The sequence below is a fragment of the Bradymonas sediminis genome, from assembly GCF_003258315.1.
GTDB classification, from domain to species: Bacteria; Myxococcota_A; Bradymonadia; order Bradymonadales; family Bradymonadaceae; genus Bradymonas; species Bradymonas sediminis.
Window position 1 is genome coordinate 2,461,183 of record NZ_CP030032.1, and the last position, 16,273, is coordinate 2,477,455.

Genomic DNA, 16,273 nt, shown 5'->3' on the forward strand with positions numbered 1-16,273 from the left:
CGCAAGGGTCCGGAACACGCCCCCAAAATAACTTAAAGCCCATTATTTACGCAGACTTAGCACCCAAAACCTAAGGCATCACTCAAGGCTTTTCGCCAGATCTGAAGTTGAATCTTGGAGCGAATCCGCCCCCCTTAAGCGACGCATCAGGTCGCCTGAGGGGGCTTAAGTTTCACCTCAACTCAGATTCGAATCGCCCACCCCAGAAGATGGTATTTGAGGCGCTCAGGAAGACGATATTTTACAGCATTTCGATGCATTTCTGGGCGATGATCGTGGCCGCGTCGGGGCGCCCCAGCGTGCGCGCTTTTCGGGCGAGGTTTTGCAGGGAGATCGGATTCTGCAGAAGGCCGGCGAGCAGGCGGGTGGCGCGCCCTTGGCCGACGTCGGAATCCGCGATCATGATTCCGGCGCCCGCCTCGGCGATCGCCTGGGCATTTTTGGTCTGATGATCGTCAGCGGCGTGCGGGAACGGCACATAAATCGCCGGGATACCGAGCACCAAGACCTCGGCGATCGTGGAGGCGCCGGCCCGGCAGATCAGCAGGTCGCACCATTTATAAGCCTCGGCCATATCGTCGATAAACTCGACCACTTCGGCCTCGCCGGCGAAGTCGCTATAGCCGCCGTCGACCTCAGCCACTCGCCCGCGACCGCATTGATGGCGGATGCGAAGATTGGCGCCCTGCTCACCGAGCGCGCAGAAATCGGCGGGCAATTTCGAGTTAAAACTCGCCGCCCCGCCGCTGCCACCGATGATGAGAATTCGGAATTCACGCCCTTCCTCCGGCGCCTCGTATTCGAAGCCTTCCGCCAAATCGAGCAGGCTTTTTCGCACCGGATTCCCGACGAAGTCGCAGGGGATATTCGGGAAGAACTCGCGTGTTTTTTCAAAACTCACGAAGGCCTGGTCGACGACCTTTCCGAGCAATCGGTTGGTCATGCCAGGCGTCGAGTTTTGCTCCATCAAGGCGCAGGGAATCCCGCGCATCGAGGCGAGCATGGTGAACGGGCCGGCCGCGTAGCCGCCGACGCTGACGACGAGCCCCGGGTTGAGGCGCTTAATCGCGCCCATCGCGCCGAAACCACTGCCGGGCAATTGCACCAGACCGCGCGCCCAGCCCGCGGCGCCAGCGCCGTTGAGCATCGGCACATCGATCAGCTCCAGGTCATAGCCGAGTTTGGGGATGGCGCGCGCTTCGATTCCGCGCGGCGAGCCCACAAAGGCGACATCGACGCTCGGGTCGAGCTGTTCGATCGCCTCGACCACCGCGACGCCCGGGAAGAGATGCCCGCCCGTTCCACCACCAGCAATGACGACGCGCCGCGCGCGCTCTCCAGAAAATGGCCACATAATGACTTCCTTATATCTTTGATTAATCGCGCAGATCTTTGCGGCGACTCAGAATTCTTTGCTTCTTTCGCGACCATCGCTTCTCCGAGCGTCGCGCGAGGCGCTCCTCTCGGTTGAGCTCCCATTCATCGGGCGCGTTCTTCGAGATATTGAGCAGTATCCCAATCGAGCATAGCGACAGGATCATTGAGCTACCGCCGAAGCTCACGAACGGGAGCGTCAGACCCTTGTTGGGCAGAAGCCCCGTGACAACGCAGAGGTTCGCGGTGGCCTGAATGCCGATAAGCGAGGTCAGCCCGAACGCCAGGTAGCGGCCAAAGTCATCGGTCGCCCGAAAGGCGATCAGCGTTCCGCGCCAGACGATGACGATGAAGAGCGAGACCAGGAAGATCATGCCGAGCAGTCCGAGCTCCTCGGCGATGATGGTGGCGATAAAGTCACTCCACAGCTCCGGCACATACCCCAGGTTTCCGGTGCCGTTTCCGAGCCCGCGCCCGGTAAACCCACCCGAGCCAATCGAGATAAGCGACTCACTGATCTGGTAGCCGATGCCGCTGCGATATTCGAAGGGGTCGAGGAAGGCCATCACGCGTTTCATACGGTATTCGCGGCTCGTGATCGCGAAATACGCCAGCACTGCGCCGGTGACGGCGAATCCGCCGAGGTAGATAATCCGCGCCCCGCTGACGAAGAGCAGAAGCCCCATCATAAGCATCAGGATGACGGACGTTCCGAAGTCGGGCTGCAACATCAACAGCCCGACCAGCAGGCCGATGACCACGATATGGGGGACAAACGCCACGCTGAATTTCTTCATCGTGCCGATCTTTTTATTCAGGGAGTAGGACAAGAAGATGAGCGACACGACCTTGGCGACCTCGCCGGGCTGGAAGCTCGCCCCGCCGATACTAAACCAGCGCTGGGCGCCGTTCTGGATCTTGCCGATGCCGGGGATGAGGACCAGGACGAGCATCAAAATCGTGATGCCGAGGATTGGGTAGACGAGGCGTTGGTACCAGCGGTAGTCCACGCGAAGCGCGACAAAAAGTCCAACGACGCCCACGCCCACCTTTTGGGCCTGGCTGAGGACCAAAAACATCGGGTCGCCGAATTTCTCAGCAGACATCACGGCGCTGGCCGAATAGAGCATCACCAGGCCAAAGCCCACCAGGGCCAGGACCGCGGCGAGCAGCCAGCTATCCCAGGGCTGTGCGTCGGGGTCGCCGAAGCGATCGCCCGATGTATCCCCCGAAAATTGCCCGGCGAGGGTGCTAAGTCGATCCGTGGTGCTCATTGTGGCCCTCCGTGGCCATGCTCAGAACAGGCTCTACAAATACGAATCTGCGCAAATCCTTTTGCGCAGATTCGATCAGAAGCTGTTTTAATACTCGAATTCTGCCATGCGCTCAGCGCAATTTAAGCGACGCCAAAGCGACCAGGTTCAACACTATCGCAATGATCCAAAAACGCACGATAATTTTTGGCTCCGGCCACCCTTTCATCTCGAAATGGTGATGAATCGGCGCCATGCGGAAGACCCGCTTGCCCGTGAGCTTATAGCTCGTGGTCTGGGTGATGACGCTGATCGCCTCGATCAGGAAGATGCCGAAGATAATGGTCGACAATAATTCATGCTTGGTGATGACCGCCAGCGAACCCAGCGCGCCGCCGAGCGACAGCGCGCCGACATCGCCCATGAATACCTGCGCGGGGAAGGAGTTATACCAGAGGAACCCGACGCCAGCGCCAATCATCGCGGCACAGAAAATCGCGAGTTCCTGGGCGCCGTCCACCTTGGGGATCATTAGATATTTCGCGAGGTCGAATTTCTGCGTCACGGTCACACCGTTGACGACCTCCTCATAGCCCAGCACGGTCGCCGAGCTGTAGGCGAGGATGAGGAATGTGCCGGCGGCGACGATGACCGGGCCGATGGCCAGGCCGTCGAGCCCGTCGGTGAGATTCACCGCGTTCGAGGTGCCCACGATGACGAGCATCGCAAAGGGCATATAGATCCAAAGCGGCAACTCGAAGGCGAATTTTTCGGTACTTACAAAGGGCAAATAAAGCGTGGTCGAATAGTCGAAGGCGTTGAGCTTGAACATGATGAGCATCGCCGCGCCGGCGACCGCGAACTCGATCAGCAGCCGAATCTTCCCCGACAGCCCCGCCGAGGATTGGCCGCGCAATTTCATATAATCGTCGAAAAAACCGACGACCCCAAAGAGCACGGTGATGCCAAGGATGACGCCGACATAGGGGTTTGAGAGGTCCGCCCACAAGAGCGTGGAGACCACGACCGCAAAGAGCAGCAGCACGCCGCCCATGGTGGGCGTTCCGGCCTTGCTAAAATGGCTCTCGGGGCCATCTTCGCGGATCACCTGGCCGATCTGGCGCATCTGGAGGCGTCGAATAAACCAGGGATACAGAAAAAGGCTCATCCCCAGCGCGGTGATCATCGCCGCGACGGTTCGGAAGCTGACATAGCGAAAGACGTTGAGGGGGCTAAAATAGTCTTTTAGCCAAAAGAAGAGTTCAAAAAGCATGAGCGTTTCCTACCGGGCTGCCGGGCGCTCCCGACGGCGTTGGGGGTCTGAATACTTCGAGAAGCAGGTGATTATTGCGCGTGTATTGATGCTTAAGTCTGGGGCCATGCATTCTTAAAAAACGACATAAAATCAAGAACTTAGCAGCGCCAGGGGCGGTCAAATCACCCGCCTATTTCTCGCCTGTTGCGACAACGAGGTCAATCACCCTTTCGAGCCGTGCTCCGCGACTGGCTTTGAGCAAAATACGCGTCAGCCCCCGCTGGTCAACGATATATTTCAACCAGGGACCGACCGCCTCGACATCCTCAAAGGCCGCCACTTCGAGCGTGCGCACCTTTGATGCCGCCTCGGCCATCTGTTGGGCAAATTCACCGACGCAAACCAACGCGTCGACCTGCGCAAACTCGGCGACCTTGGCCGCGACTTCGCAGTGCAATCTCGCCGCCTCCGCGCCTAATTCCCGCATCTCGCCGAGAATCACAACACGCGGCGACGGCTCCTCGGTCGCCGACGAGACAAATGCCTGAACCGAGGCGATGGTGCTCGACGGATTCGCGTTATAGGCGTCGTCGATAAAATAGTAATCGCCCTGCTCCACGATTCGCCAACGCCCCGCGGGAAGCGCGAGTTTCGCAAGTGCGCCGTTGAGCGCGGGCGCGTCGATAGCCTCTCCGGCCGCGATAAGCGTGGCGATCGCGGTGGCGGCGTTGAGCGCATGATGCGTTCCGGGAATCGGCAGGTGCAGCGTGTATTCTTGGCCGGCGTGCGCCATCGTAAACCCGAGCGCGCCGCGGGCGTCGGCACCGTCGAGGAGTTCGACCCGAAGATCAGCGCCCGCTTCGAAGCCGACGGTGAAGCATCGTCCCGCAAAGTCCGGCCCGACGAGATTCGAGCTTTCCGAAAACGGCAAGATGGCCGCGGTGTCGGCGCTCGGATTTTCAAAGATCTCGGACTTCGCGCGCCGGATTCCATCCAATGAGCCGAAGCCCTCGATATGGGCCAGGCCGATCGAGGTCACGACGCGCGCCTCGCCCGGGGCGAGCGCTAGCAATTGGGAGATCTCACCGGGGCCGTTAGCGCCCATCTCGAGGATCAGGCGCTCGCAATCCGCCGGAATCGCACACAAAACAAGGGGCACACCGATATGATTATTGAGGTTGCCGGGCGTCGCGAAGACCCGGGCGCGCGCGCCCCAAAGGAGCGCGAGCATCTCTTTGACGGTGGTCTTCCCGTTTGACCCGGTGACGTTAATCGTGCGCATGCCGGCGTCGCGTGCTTCGTTCCAGATCGCGTGTCCCAGCCGGCTCATGCCAGCGAGGGTGTCCTCGACGACGACGAGCGGCAATTGAGTGTCGAGGGCGTCGACGCGGTCGACCAGAATCGCGATCGCCCCGCCCTGGTCTGCGCGCCCCAGAAAATCATGGGCGTCGAAATTCTCGCCACGAAGCGCCACGAATAATTCGCCCGCCTCAAGCGTGCGCGTGTCGCTGCTCACCCCGACGGGGCAAAGCGCGGCGACGCTCTCAGGCGCGGGCGCGTCTTCGATATGGTCGAGACAAAGTCGCCCGCCGATGGCCTCCGCGATCTTCGCGAGCGACCAGGATGCGATGCGCTTCGGAGCATTCTGACCGACCTGCTCTTGCGGCAGCGCCTTCGCATCCAGCGCCGCCCGAGCGAATTCGACATCGTCAAATGGGATGCGTTCGCCGTCTCGCTCCTGATAATTTTCGTGGCCTTTGCCGGCGATAAGGACGGCATCATTCGGCCCGGCCAGGTCGATCGCCTTTTTGATCGCGCGCGCGCGGTCAACTTCGACGCACACCCCAACTCGGTCGGCGACGACCTCGTCGACGCCGACCAAGATCTCGTCGATAATCGCCTCTGGCGACTCGTTTCGTGGGTTATCGGTGGTGATAATCGCGACATCGGCGCCCTCGACGCCGACGCGTCCCATGGGCCCACGCTTCTGGCGGTCGCGGTCGCCGCCGCAGCCGAAGACCACGACCACTCGACCATCGGTGAGCGGGCGCACGGTCTCAAGCGCGCGCAAAAGCGCGTCGGGGGTGTGGGCGTAATCGACGAAGACCGCCGGCTGGGCCGCGCGGGCGTCCGCCGAGGTCGCCTCGACCCGCTGCATGCGCCCGGGCACGGCCTCGAGCTCGGCGAGCGTCGCCTGAATCTGGGCCTGGGACACACCGGCGCTTCGCGCAGCGATGATCGCGGCGAGCATATTCGACACGTTGAATTCGCCCATCAATTTGCTGCGGATGCGGAAGGATTCATCCGGCGCGCGCACCAAAAAGCGGGTCCCGTGCAGCGTTTGTTCGACCTCGGTGGCGCGCCAATCCGCCTTCGACGACTGCCCGTAGGTGAAGGTCTTCACCTGGGCGGCGCGAGCCTGTTCTGCGAACCAATCGCCGGCGGGGTCGTCAAGGTTAATAATCGCGACCGGGTCTTTGCCGGCCTTCTTCGAGGCGGGTAATAACCTATTGAAGAGCCGCCCCTTCGCCTCGCGGTAGGTGTCCATATCACCATGAAAATCAAGGTGATCCTGGGTGAAATTGCTAAAGACGGCGGCGTCAAAATGGGTGCCACCGAGGCGGTAGGTGGCGAGCCCGTGGCTGGAGACTTCCATGGCTACGCGCTCGACGCCGTCGCGGCGCATATCGGCCAGCACGCGCTGAATGACGAGGCTCTCGGGCGTCGTATTCTTGGCGACTTCGCGATGCGCCCCCCAGCGATATTCGATGGTGCCGAGCAGTCCGCTGGGCGCGCTTTTTTGTGCGGATGCATCAGCGGACTGCGGGTCTTCGGCCGAGAATAACGCGTCGAGGATCCAGCTAATCGTGGTCTTTCCATTGGTGCCCGTGACGCCTGCCAAATAGAGGTCGTCGGCCGGGTGGCCGAAGAACGCCGCGCTCAGCGGGCCGAGCGCCTGGCGGGTGTGCTCCGCGACCAAAAGTGGGCAGTCCAAGCGACCTTCGAAGTCGGCGGCGCGTGCGCGGTCGACCAGAATCGCGGCCGCCCCGGCCGCCTGGGCGCCCTCGATAAAATCATGCCCGTCCATCGCCGCGCCGTGCAACGCGACGAAGAGCGTGCCGGGCTCGACTCGACGCGAGTCGAAGGTGATCGCGTCGATCTCAACCGCCGACGCGTCCGACGTCGCCGCGTGGAGTGAGATGCCGTCGGCCTGAGCTAGTAATTTTGCTAATTTCATCACGTCTCGAGATTCTCAGGTCTTGCTGACTCGCTCAAAAATCAAACCAGCGCTTGAACTTGTATCGACTCGCTTACAGAGCAGATCCTGGCGACGGTTCCACCGAGAAGAGTGCGTCGCGGGTCGCCGGGGACAGCACCAGGGCGATCACCTCGCCGGGCTCCATCGGCGTGCCGGGAGCTGGGGATTGGGAAATCACCCGCCCCCAACCGTCCACCGACGGCAGAAGCTCGCGCTCATTGGCGCGCTGAAGCGCGGCGCGCAGCGTCAGCCCGCGAAAGTCGGGCGCGCTGCCCTCGGCGAGGTCTTCATCATCGATCAACTCATCGGGCAAACGCACGGTCGGCAATACGAGGACATCGTCGGCGACCGAGCCAAGCAGCACGACTTCTTCGGCGCCCGGCTCATCGCTCTCATCATTGAATTGGAAGCGGTCTTCGTCGGCAAGCGGCATCACGCCGCGCAGCGAGAGCGCGGTGCGCATGATATCCTTGAAGACCGGCGCGGCCACGACGCCACCGTAATGGGTACCCTTTGGCTCGTCGATCATCACGTTAATCACAAACTCGGGGGCTTCTGCCGGGGCAAAGCCGATAAAACTACCGACCCACATATGCGGGTCATAGCGGCGTGTTTCGGGGTTCACTTTTTGCGCGGTGCCCGTTTTGCCGGCGACCGTATAGCCCTCGATCGCGGCGTTCGTACCGGTGCCACCCTCACGCGTGACCATGCTCATCGCCCAGGAGGTTTCGCGCGCGGTTTCTGGCGAAACAACGCGGCGCACCAGCGTGGGCTGGGACTTCTCGACGATATCGCCATTCTTGTCGCGAATTTCCTTGATAATGCGCGGCTTCATCAACATGCCGCGGTTGGCGATCGCGGCCATGCCGGCGGTCATCTGCAGGGGCGTCGTGGTCAGACCCTGGCCGAACGAAATGTTAGCAAAAGAGACCTCGGCCCAGCGGTCCGGCGGCCATACCAGGCCGGGTTGCTCACCGCGCACCTCAATGCCGCTTCGCCCGCCAAAGCCGAAGGCGCGAATCGCGTCGTAGAGCGCTTTCTTGCCGATGGTCTGCGCGATTTTATAGATACCGATATTACTCGACACCTGCATAATCTCGGCCGAGTTCAGAATCTCGTGGCGCGAGCTGTCGCGAATGGTGTGTCGGCCGATACGAAGGCGGCCGTTCTCGGTGTCAAATTGGGAATGCAGGCTGACTTTCTTGGCCTCCAGGGCGGCCGCGAGCACGAAGGGCTTGAAGGTTGAGCCGGGCTCGAAGGTGTCGGTGACGCTGCGAAGGCGCCAATCTCCGGAGGTATATTCGCCGAAATGATTCGGGTCGAAGCTCGGCGTATTCGCCAACGCCAGGACCTCGCCGGTTTGCACGTCCATGACCACTGCGTAGCCGCCCTTGGCCTCAAATTTCTCGACGGCGTTCTTCAAGGATTGCTCGGCGACGCGCTGAATGCGCGTATCCAGCGTCAATGTGATGCTATTCCCCTCAAATTTGCTGAACTCCGGCAAATCGCTCATCAGCAGCGTTCGCCCGCGCGAGTCGCGCATTCCGTCGATCTGGAAACTTCCGCCGGCCAGCGTGGAGTTCATCGAACTCTCAAGCCCCTCAAGCCCCTTGCCGTCGACGTTGACGAAGCCCAGGACCTGGCCGGCGCGCTCTTGAAGCGGATAATAGCGCTTGCTCTCAGTGGTGATGCCCACGCCCTTGATATCAAGCGCGCGAATCGCCTCGGCAGAGGCCGGAGTGGTCTGGCGCTCCAGCCACACAAAGGCGCTCTTGGAGTCGAGCTTCTTGAGCAACCACTCAAAGTCCCGACTCATATGCGGGAGCAATTGGCGGGCGACCTGGCGAGGGTTTTCGATCTCGCGGGGGCGCACGAAGATGCTGGGGACTTCGACGGTCACGGCCATCTCGACGCCGCGGCGGTCGAGGATGCTGCCGCGTTTTGCCTGTAATTTGATGCTACGAGCGGTCTGTTTGCTCGCCATCTCGGTCAAATTCTCGCCGCGGGCGGTTTGCAGATAATAAACCCGCCCAAGAACGACCGATAACGCGCAAACCATCACCCCAAGGACGATGGTCATGCGCGCGCGGACCCATTTTTCCCGGTTTTTATCATTCGCCGGTGAGGTCGGGCTTCCCGAGTATTTAAGCTTTTTTCGCACTGCTAAGCGTCCCGTTTCTTGCCGTTATATGGGCGCGTTCAACCCTGAATCAGCGCCGGCTTAGTTCCAGCGCAGCGTGCTTCTGGGGTGCATCCTGGTCTTGCTTTGCATCGCTATGGGCGAACTGCTCGACCTGAATGACCTGCGAAGGCTGAAGCTCCTCAAGACCAAATTTTTCCCGCGCAAGCGCGAGGACGCGGTCGTTTCGCCCCTGGTAGGCGGCCTCGATGCTCAGCTTTCGCTTCTCTTCGATCAGTTGACGATGGGTGCGGGTTTGCTCGGCGACCTCATAGCCCAGATCGGTGATCTGATAGCGGGTCCACACGTGGAAAAAGAGCATCGCGACCGGGATCGCGACCAACGCAACAACTCGGAGAATGCGAAGCCCGTCAGCGGCTGATTCCTTCAACATCTTTTTCATCACTTCCTACCAATTTTACAAAAGCACGAAAATTAACGGCATATATCGAAACAAGGCTCACGCAGCCCTCGCCTGCAACCACGGGGGGTCTACGTGTCAGACAACAATCATTATAGAACTTCGACGACCCGCAACTTTGCGCTGCGGGCGCGTGGGTTTTGCTCAAGCTCCGCCGGACCGGCGGTCAGCGCCCGAGAGGTCAACACCTTGACCTTTGCCCGCTCATCACAGGCGCAGATCGGAAAATCAGGCGGGCACACACAATCGTTGGCCAACTCTCGAAAACCGTGTTTTACGATGCGGTCCTCCAGGGAATGAAAGCTGATAAACGCCGCCCTCCCCCCGGGTTTGACAACCTTCGGGATGGCGCGAACGGCGGCCTCCAGGGTGTCGAGTTCGCGATTAATCGCGATACGAAGCCCCTGAAAAACGAGGGTCGCCGGGTGAATCTTGGTCTTCTGTCCGCCCCCGCGCGCGCCGCCGCCAATCGTGTCTTCGACGACGGCGGTGAGGTCGACGGTGGAGTGGAGCTTCCCGGCCTCAAAGGCCTCCAGAATCGCCAGGGCGACGCGCTTGGCCGAGCGAATCTCACCGTAGACGCTCAGAACCCGCATAAGCTCGCGGGGCTCGACGTCGGCGAGGTATTCGGCCAGCGACGGCGCGTCCGGGCCCATCCGCATGTCGAGGGGGCCCGCGCGCCGGAAGCTAAACCCGCGCTCGGCCTCATCGAGCTGGTGTGAACTCACACCGGCGTCGACCAGAAACCCATCGACGGGCGAAAAATCATTTTCGGCGCAGATGCGCTCCACATCCCCATAATTGCCTTGAACCACGCGAAAGCGGTCTCCAGCGCCAGCCAGGCGCGCCTGCACCTGGGCGATGGCTTCCGGATCACGGTCAATCGAGAGCAACTGCGCGCTGGGCGCACCTGCGTCAAGAATCGCCGCGCTATGCCCGCCGCCACCGGCGGTGCCGTCGACAAAACGCGCTCCAGGGCGAACCTGAAGGTAGCGAATCACCTCGTCGACCATAATCGGCGTGTGATATTCGGTGGCGTATTTTAGGGTATTGGGCACAGAAAACTCTCGTCTAATAACGGCCCCAAGCAGACCCATCCTTGGGTCGATTCCGAGGCATTTCGAGACTGCGCAAAAGAAGTAAAGTGGCCCATCCTTGGGCCAGCGCGCTCGGAGTCGGGTCAAACCAGCGCCGGCTGCAAGCCGACCTAAACAACCCGGTCAAAACACGCGCTTCAATCCTTGAAGACTTCTTTCGGCGACTCATCCTTGAGTCTAACCCGGATGCCCCGGGTTAATGCTGCGCGGCGGCTCGGTGAAGAAATGCAGCGCAGCGTTCTCATCCTTAAGATAACTTTTAAATTCTTGCTTCGTGTGAGCTCGCCGGGCCCGGTCCAACTTAGAGACCGAATTCGGCGACCTTCTGGCGCAGCTCCTCGGTGTCCTCGAGCGCCGCGTTGACCGCACGGTCCCAGCTTGGCTTCGACCACATTTGGACCTTCTCCAATTGGCCGACCCACACGACGTCTCGCTCCAAACTGGCGAATTCGCGCATGGATTTCGGGACCAGCAGACGACCGTGGCTGTCGAGCGTGCACTCCACAGCGCCGGCGACGAAGACACGCAACACCCGTTGAACATAGGGGTCAAACTGGGGCAGCGAGCGCACCTTCTCTTCGAAATTAAGCCACTTATCGAGCGGATATAGCTCGAGGCTCTTCTCGAAGTTACGCGTCAGGATGACACGGCCCGCGTTTCTTCCCTCGACGTCCATTTCGGTCAGCACCTCTCGGTACCGGGCGGGTAGACTGACGCGACCTTTGGCGTCCATCGTATGTTCATACTGACCACGAAACATGACGCCGCCACGTCCAGGAAAAACGCAGATCGAAGATGCTTCCTTGCATCAACAATCATCCTGACGAATGAAGCCATCCTTGGCTTCAGCACGCCGGGACCTCTCGACCCATTTGGCGCTATGGGAATTTGTCCCACTGCGGCCCACTATAGGGGCACCGATACCCACCGTCAACAACTTCACACCCATTCTGGGCCCAGCGCCGCCGAATCGAGCGGGAATTTGATCCACCGATCCAACACCCCTCCGAGCATCCCCTTAAATTTCAACAACTTAGAAAACCACCACCCTAAAAATCGCGCCGAAAATTAATTTCTAAACCATTTTCTAGGGCGGTACACACCTGCCCTGGGAGTGTATTGGGGGGCAGTGGAGCGCAGTGGGATGGCGGTGGGGATGAAGTGGGATCAGGGTGGGATCGCGGTGGGATCATCCCCCAACACACGACCAAACGCAGGTGGGGATAAAGTGGGTTCGGTGGGAATTCGCCCCAAAATGCCGGCCGAAACGGGGCCTGGGACGAAGTGGGAAAGAAGCGGGGATGAAGTGGGATCGGCGGGAGCATCTCCCAGCGTCCATAAAAAAACGCAGGCGCCACACCCTAATAAAAATCGGGGATGACGCCTGCGTTTTCAGCTCTTTAATGCGCGCTATGCGTCGCGATTAAAGTGCGGATTCTTCCAGCTCGAACTTCACGTATTTCGGCATCACGCGAACTTTTTTGCCGGGCATATACTCAAGCTCGACGGTCTGGTTGATCGGCACCATTTCTTTGGAAACGAAGCACATGATCTTCTGTCCGCCGGTGTCGCGCTCTTCTTGCTCGGCTGCTTGTTGCTCGGTTGCCTCTTCGGCGTTCTTCACTTCTTCGGCCATGTTGCTTCTCCTTAAGAGGATTGGAGCCGAGTGATTTCGGCTCAATCAATTGGATAATAAATTCAGTTCAGGTCTATGCTTTTCGCGATTATCAGAAATCGTCTTCCAGGCCCGCAGCCCCTGCTTTGCGCGGCAGGCCCTTGAATAAGCGTTGCTCCATTAGCAATCCCAGGGGCGCACGTCAACATTGCGGTCGCCCTGCCCGGCTCAAGCCTGGCCCAGGCGCGGCCGTCGAAACCCGGGGCGCCCGGGTTTGACCTGATCTATGAATCAAAATAGAGTCTCAGCCGTCGGCACCACGATCAATCAGGCACGCCTACACGCTACGCTCAACCGCATATACCGCTCAAATTGGGCGTGCGAATATCGACTTCACACAGCGCCCCAAACCCACCGCGTATGACCTATGTATAAAATGATAAGCCGCGCCGCGCTCACCTATATCCTCGCCGCGCTCCTGGCGCTCAGCGGTTGCGCCTATGGCAAGCATATCAAGCAAGGCGACTCCTTTTTTGAGCGCGGCGAATATGAGCGCGCGCTGGCTTCCTATGAGGCCGCCTATAAGCTTGACCCGGACGATCCCGAGGCCAGCGATAAGATCCGCCAAACCCGCACCCGCCTGGCCGAGCATTATCACGCCGCGGCCGAAGGCGCGCTGGCCGAGGACGACCTCTTCGCGGCGATCGACGCGGCCTCCAAAGCCTATAAATTTCTGCCGAGCAGCGGCCGCGTGGACCAGCTTATCCACCGCATATCGACCCGCGCCGACGAGGTCGGCGCGGCCGCTGCGGAGCAGCAATCCTGGGCGTATACGCTGGCGCTCTTCGAGGCGGTCTCCGAGCAACTCCCGCCTAAACGCAGCGCGTTCGCGCAGAAAGCCACCCAGACGCGGGCGCGCTGGTCTGAGGAGCTTCAGCTTGGCGCGCGCGACGCCGAGGAGCACGAACAACTGGGGTTGGCCGCGCTGTATTGGGCGAAGTCCCTTCAGTTGAGCGGCGACCGCACCGCCCGCCAGCGGCTTCACGCCATGCGCCAGCAGCTCGCCGAGCGCCACCGCTACCACGCCTACCTCCAAGGCGATGCCGACGACGCCGGGTACAAGGTCGTCGCGTCCGCCATCACCGGCGCGAATAAGGCCAACGCCCTGCACCTCTCGACCCGAAAGACCGACGCAGACCCGAAGATCGACGCGTTCATTCACGTGGGCGTCACCGAGCCGACCTTCGAGACACGCCGCAGCGCCCGCGGCGAATCGCTGACCTACCAATCCGGCACGCGCATGGTGAAGAACCCGGCGTACCATCGGGCCCAGGACGACCTCATCGACGAGGAGCGCCGCCTGGTCGACTATCAAAAGGAGCTCAGCGACGCCCAATACGAGCTCGATTATTACCGCACCGAATACGCCAAGATGGACCCGGCGAGCGTGAGCGCATACGCCGAGCAGGACCTGACGCGGGCCCAAAAGAAGGTCGACAGCGCCCGGGATAAGGTCGACGCTCAACGCGAGGATGTGCAATACGCGCGCGAAAAGCTGGCCGTCACCGACCAGCTCCTCGAAGAAGCGGTCTACCGCGACCTTCGATATACCGTCACAACCCACACGCGCCACGCCACGAACTCGGTGCAGATACGCATCGAGCACGCCGACAATCGCCCCAAATTAGAGAAGGGATTTCGCCTGGAGTTAACGGCCTCGGACGATGAGCACCGCGCATACCCCGAGGCAGGCCTCGCGGGCGACCCGCTCACGCTGCCGTCAGATGGACAGCTGCGCGCGAGCCTTTTCAGCGACGCGGCCGCGCCGGTGATGCAGGTGATTGGGGATAGTTTTGAGGGGTGGCGCCAGAAGCTGGTTCAAAAAGCGCTCCAGGCGCCGTCGGATCGCGAACGCGTCGACTTCTATGTGAGCTATGTCCTCACGGACCCGACCGCCGTGGCCGCGGACGTGGCCCAGGAGCTCACGTCCATGACCGGCATCCCCGACGCGGTCGAAGTGCTTCGACCGTGACGTCGGGGCGGATTAGAACTCGGATGCGGCGGGGGCGGCGACGAAGTCGGAGGGGGTGAAATACTCGGCGTCGCGCAGCGTCGCGGAGTTGGCGCCGATGCCGCCGGTCAAAAGAATCTTCCCGTTAGCCAACAACGTCGCAGTGCTGTCGGCGCGCCCGTTCACGGACTGAGCGCCGGTCGCGCTCGCGCTGTAGGCGTTGCCCTGGGAGAGGCTTGCGAATTTGAGGACCTCCACCCCGCCGGCGCGCGAGTTATCGGACTTACGCCCGTCGAGCACGACGATGTCGCGGGTATTGGGGAGCTCCACCGCCTCCAGGCCGCCGCGCGGCGTCGACAAGGTGCAGGCGCCGCACGCGTTGAAGCTATCACGCCCCAACTTACCCAGTTCCACGGAGCCGGTCGCCGCGCCGTTCATATCGGTAAAGCCACCGATGGCCACGACGACCAGGCCACCGCCCGCGACATCGGAAGAGCGCACGGCTTCGAAGTCGTAGCGCGCCTGCAGCATCGTCGCATTGGGCGTCACGAAACCGCTCACGCCAATGGTCGAGGTGGAGCTAAGCGCCTGGGAAGAGTCGCGCCCGCCCAGAATCCAGATGGTCTGGTTATCGGCCATCAAGACCGCCTCGTGCTGGGCGCGCGGCGTCGCCAGCGCGGGGCCCGGGACAACCGTGCCTGCGTTCAGATTAATAACTTCGACCGTGGCGAGCACGTCGGTCGGGCCGCCGGGACCAACGCCGCCGGCGACGACGACGCTGTTGTCGACCGGGCGATACGTCGCGCTATGAAATACCCGCGCCCCGCTGAGGCGAAGCGGCATCCCGTTGGCGTCGAGCAACGGACGAACCCGCGAGCCCGCCGGAAGACTCAGGTCGATCATCTCGATGCTGCTCAACACGCTGAGCGCACCGTTCTCCTCACCATATCCGCCGATAACCAGGTATTTATTATCCCCGATATCGGTGACCGTGTGGAAGGCGCGCGCGCTCATCAGGCGGTCGGCGCCGCCGGGGAACACCGTGTTGGTGGCCGGGTTAAACGACAGGTCGGTGAAATATCCGCTATTGGGATCAAATTCCATCAAATCATCGTGGAGCGACAGCGCGCGGCCGTCGCTCGGGGTGCGAAAATTCGGGTCGGCCCCGGCGCGCACCGGCGAAATCGCGTCACCGCCGCCCACGATCAGCGCCTTATTGCCGCCGTCCATCGTCACCGCCGCGTGACCCACCCGCCCCAGCCAGCGCTCAATTCCCATCGACGAGATAGAGCGCGGGTCCAGGGTTGACTGAGCCATCGACCCGCTGAGCACCGCGCCGACCGGCGAAAAGCTATTTACCGGGTCGACCTGAATGCGGAAGCTCTGCACATAATCGGTGCCGCTGAAGCTAAAGAGCGGCGTGGCCCCGTAGGCCATCGGCTGCATCGCCGCGTCGAGGACGTCGAATTGCATGCGCAGGCCATCGCTACTCTCTAACTTCGGCAGGCGCGCGTTTCGCTGGGCGACCGCGAAGGTCTCGCTCTCCACCACCCGGCCGGTGGCCGGCTCGGTGAGGCTCACCCGAACATTCTGGGCGCCCGGGAAATTCGGCAGCGTGGTCTGAAAGCCGAGCGTCCCGTCCACCCCGGGGCCCCAACCGATGACGTCGACCCGCAGGTTGCCGTCGCGCGAGTCGACCCCGTCGCCGCAACCCAACGTGGTAGCGCCAACCGAAAGCATCAAACAGGCGGGAAGAATATATCGCTGAAGATTCGCCATTTTATCTAACTTCACAGTATAATTTTTAGT

General features: G+C 61.2%; 11 protein-coding genes. 1 reads left to right on the forward strand and 10 read right to left on the reverse strand.

Features of this window, described 5'->3' with window-relative positions; genetic code table 11:
- Positions 1–241: 241 nt before the first annotated feature.
- From murG to DN745_RS09355, 9 genes are all read right to left on the reverse strand, one after another.
- The gene (murG, locus tag DN745_RS09315; protein WP_111334244.1) at positions 242–1,354 is read right to left on the reverse strand and encodes an undecaprenyldiphospho-muramoylpentapeptide beta-N-acetylglucosaminyltransferase; all 1,113 of its coding nucleotides are present in this window, start codon (positions 1,352–1,354) and stop codon (positions 242–244) included.
- 22 nt (positions 1,355–1,376) lie between these two features.
- Positions 1,377–2,648: a putative lipid II flippase FtsW gene (gene ftsW / locus DN745_RS09320; RefSeq protein WP_111334246.1), complete on the reverse strand. Its 1,272-nt coding sequence runs from the start codon at positions 2,646–2,648 to the stop codon at positions 1,377–1,379.
- A 112-nt stretch (positions 2,649–2,760) separates the two neighbouring features.
- The gene (gene mraY, locus DN745_RS09325; RefSeq protein WP_111334248.1) at positions 2,761–3,900 is read right to left on the reverse strand and encodes a phospho-N-acetylmuramoyl-pentapeptide-transferase; all 1,140 of its coding nucleotides are present in this window, start codon (positions 3,898–3,900) and stop codon (positions 2,761–2,763) included.
- A gap of 172 nt (positions 3,901–4,072) precedes the next feature.
- A complete protein-coding gene (locus tag DN745_RS09330; protein WP_111334250.1) occupies positions 4,073–7,120 on the reverse strand; it encodes a UDP-N-acetylmuramoyl-L-alanyl-D-glutamate--2,6-diaminopimelate ligase in 3,048 nt (1,015 codons plus the stop codon).
- A gap of 73 nt (positions 7,121–7,193) precedes the next feature.
- Positions 7,194–9,221, reverse strand: a complete 2,028-nt coding sequence (locus tag DN745_RS09335; protein WP_133621816.1) for a penicillin-binding protein — start codon at positions 9,219–9,221, stop codon at positions 7,194–7,196.
- A gap of 130 nt (positions 9,222–9,351) precedes the next feature.
- The gene (locus tag DN745_RS09340) at positions 9,352–9,714 is read right to left on the reverse strand and encodes a cell division protein FtsL (protein ID WP_162687569.1); all 363 of its coding nucleotides are present in this window, start codon (positions 9,712–9,714) and stop codon (positions 9,352–9,354) included.
- Positions 9,715–9,833: 119 nt separating this feature from the next.
- Entirely contained in the window at positions 9,834–10,799 is a 966-nt protein-coding gene (gene rsmH, locus DN745_RS09345) for a 16S rRNA (cytosine(1402)-N(4))-methyltransferase RsmH (protein WP_162687570.1), read from the reverse strand.
- Positions 10,800–11,139: 340 nt separating this feature from the next.
- On the reverse strand, positions 11,140–11,598 hold the full coding sequence (gene mraZ, locus DN745_RS09350) for a division/cell wall cluster transcriptional repressor MraZ (protein WP_111334258.1): 459 nt from the start codon (positions 11,596–11,598) through the stop codon (positions 11,140–11,142).
- A 663-nt stretch (positions 11,599–12,261) separates the two neighbouring features.
- Entirely contained in the window at positions 12,262–12,474 is a 213-nt protein-coding gene (locus tag DN745_RS09355) for a hypothetical protein (protein ID WP_111334260.1), read from the reverse strand.
- A gap of 406 nt (positions 12,475–12,880) precedes the next feature.
- Between DN745_RS09355 and DN745_RS09360 the strand changes: the two genes are divergently transcribed.
- Positions 12,881–14,485 (forward strand): tetratricopeptide repeat protein, encoded by a 1,605-nt coding sequence (locus DN745_RS09360; RefSeq protein ID WP_111334262.1) that lies wholly within the window; start codon positions 12,881–12,883, stop codon positions 14,483–14,485.
- 12 nt (positions 14,486–14,497) lie between these two features.
- Here DN745_RS09360 and DN745_RS09365 read toward each other — a convergent pair whose 3' ends face one another.
- Positions 14,498–16,258: a Kelch repeat-containing protein gene (locus tag DN745_RS09365; RefSeq protein WP_133621815.1), complete on the reverse strand. Its 1,761-nt coding sequence runs from the start codon at positions 16,256–16,258 to the stop codon at positions 14,498–14,500.
- Positions 16,259–16,273: the final 15 nt, after the last annotated feature.

Coding starts and splice junctions, on each gene's coding strand:
- murG (WP_111334244.1), bottom strand. CDS start 1,354: ATGTGGCCATTTTCTGGAGAGCGCGCGCGGCGCGTCGTCATTGCTGGT.
- ftsW (WP_111334246.1), bottom strand. CDS start 2,648: ATGAGCACCACGGATCGACTTAGCACCCTCGCCGGGCAATTTTCGGGG.
- mraY (WP_111334248.1), bottom strand. CDS start 3,900: ATGCTTTTTGAACTCTTCTTTTGGCTAAAAGACTATTTTAGCCCCCTC.
- DN745_RS09330 (WP_111334250.1), bottom strand. CDS start 7,120: ATGAAATTAGCAAAATTACTAGCTCAGGCCGACGGCATCTCACTCCAC.
- DN745_RS09335 (WP_133621816.1), bottom strand. CDS start 9,221: ATGACCATCGTCCTTGGGGTGATGGTTTGCGCGTTATCGGTCGTTCTT.
- DN745_RS09340 (WP_162687569.1), bottom strand. CDS start 9,714: ATGTTGAAGGAATCAGCCGCTGACGGGCTTCGCATTCTCCGAGTTGTT.
- mraZ (WP_111334258.1), bottom strand. CDS start 11,598: ATGTTTCGTGGTCAGTATGAACATACGATGGACGCCAAAGGTCGCGTC.
- DN745_RS09355 (WP_111334260.1), bottom strand. CDS start 12,474: ATGGCCGAAGAAGTGAAGAACGCCGAAGAGGCAACCGAGCAACAAGCA.
- DN745_RS09360 (WP_111334262.1), top strand. CDS start 12,881: ATGTATAAAATGATAAGCCGCGCCGCGCTCACCTATATCCTCGCCGCG.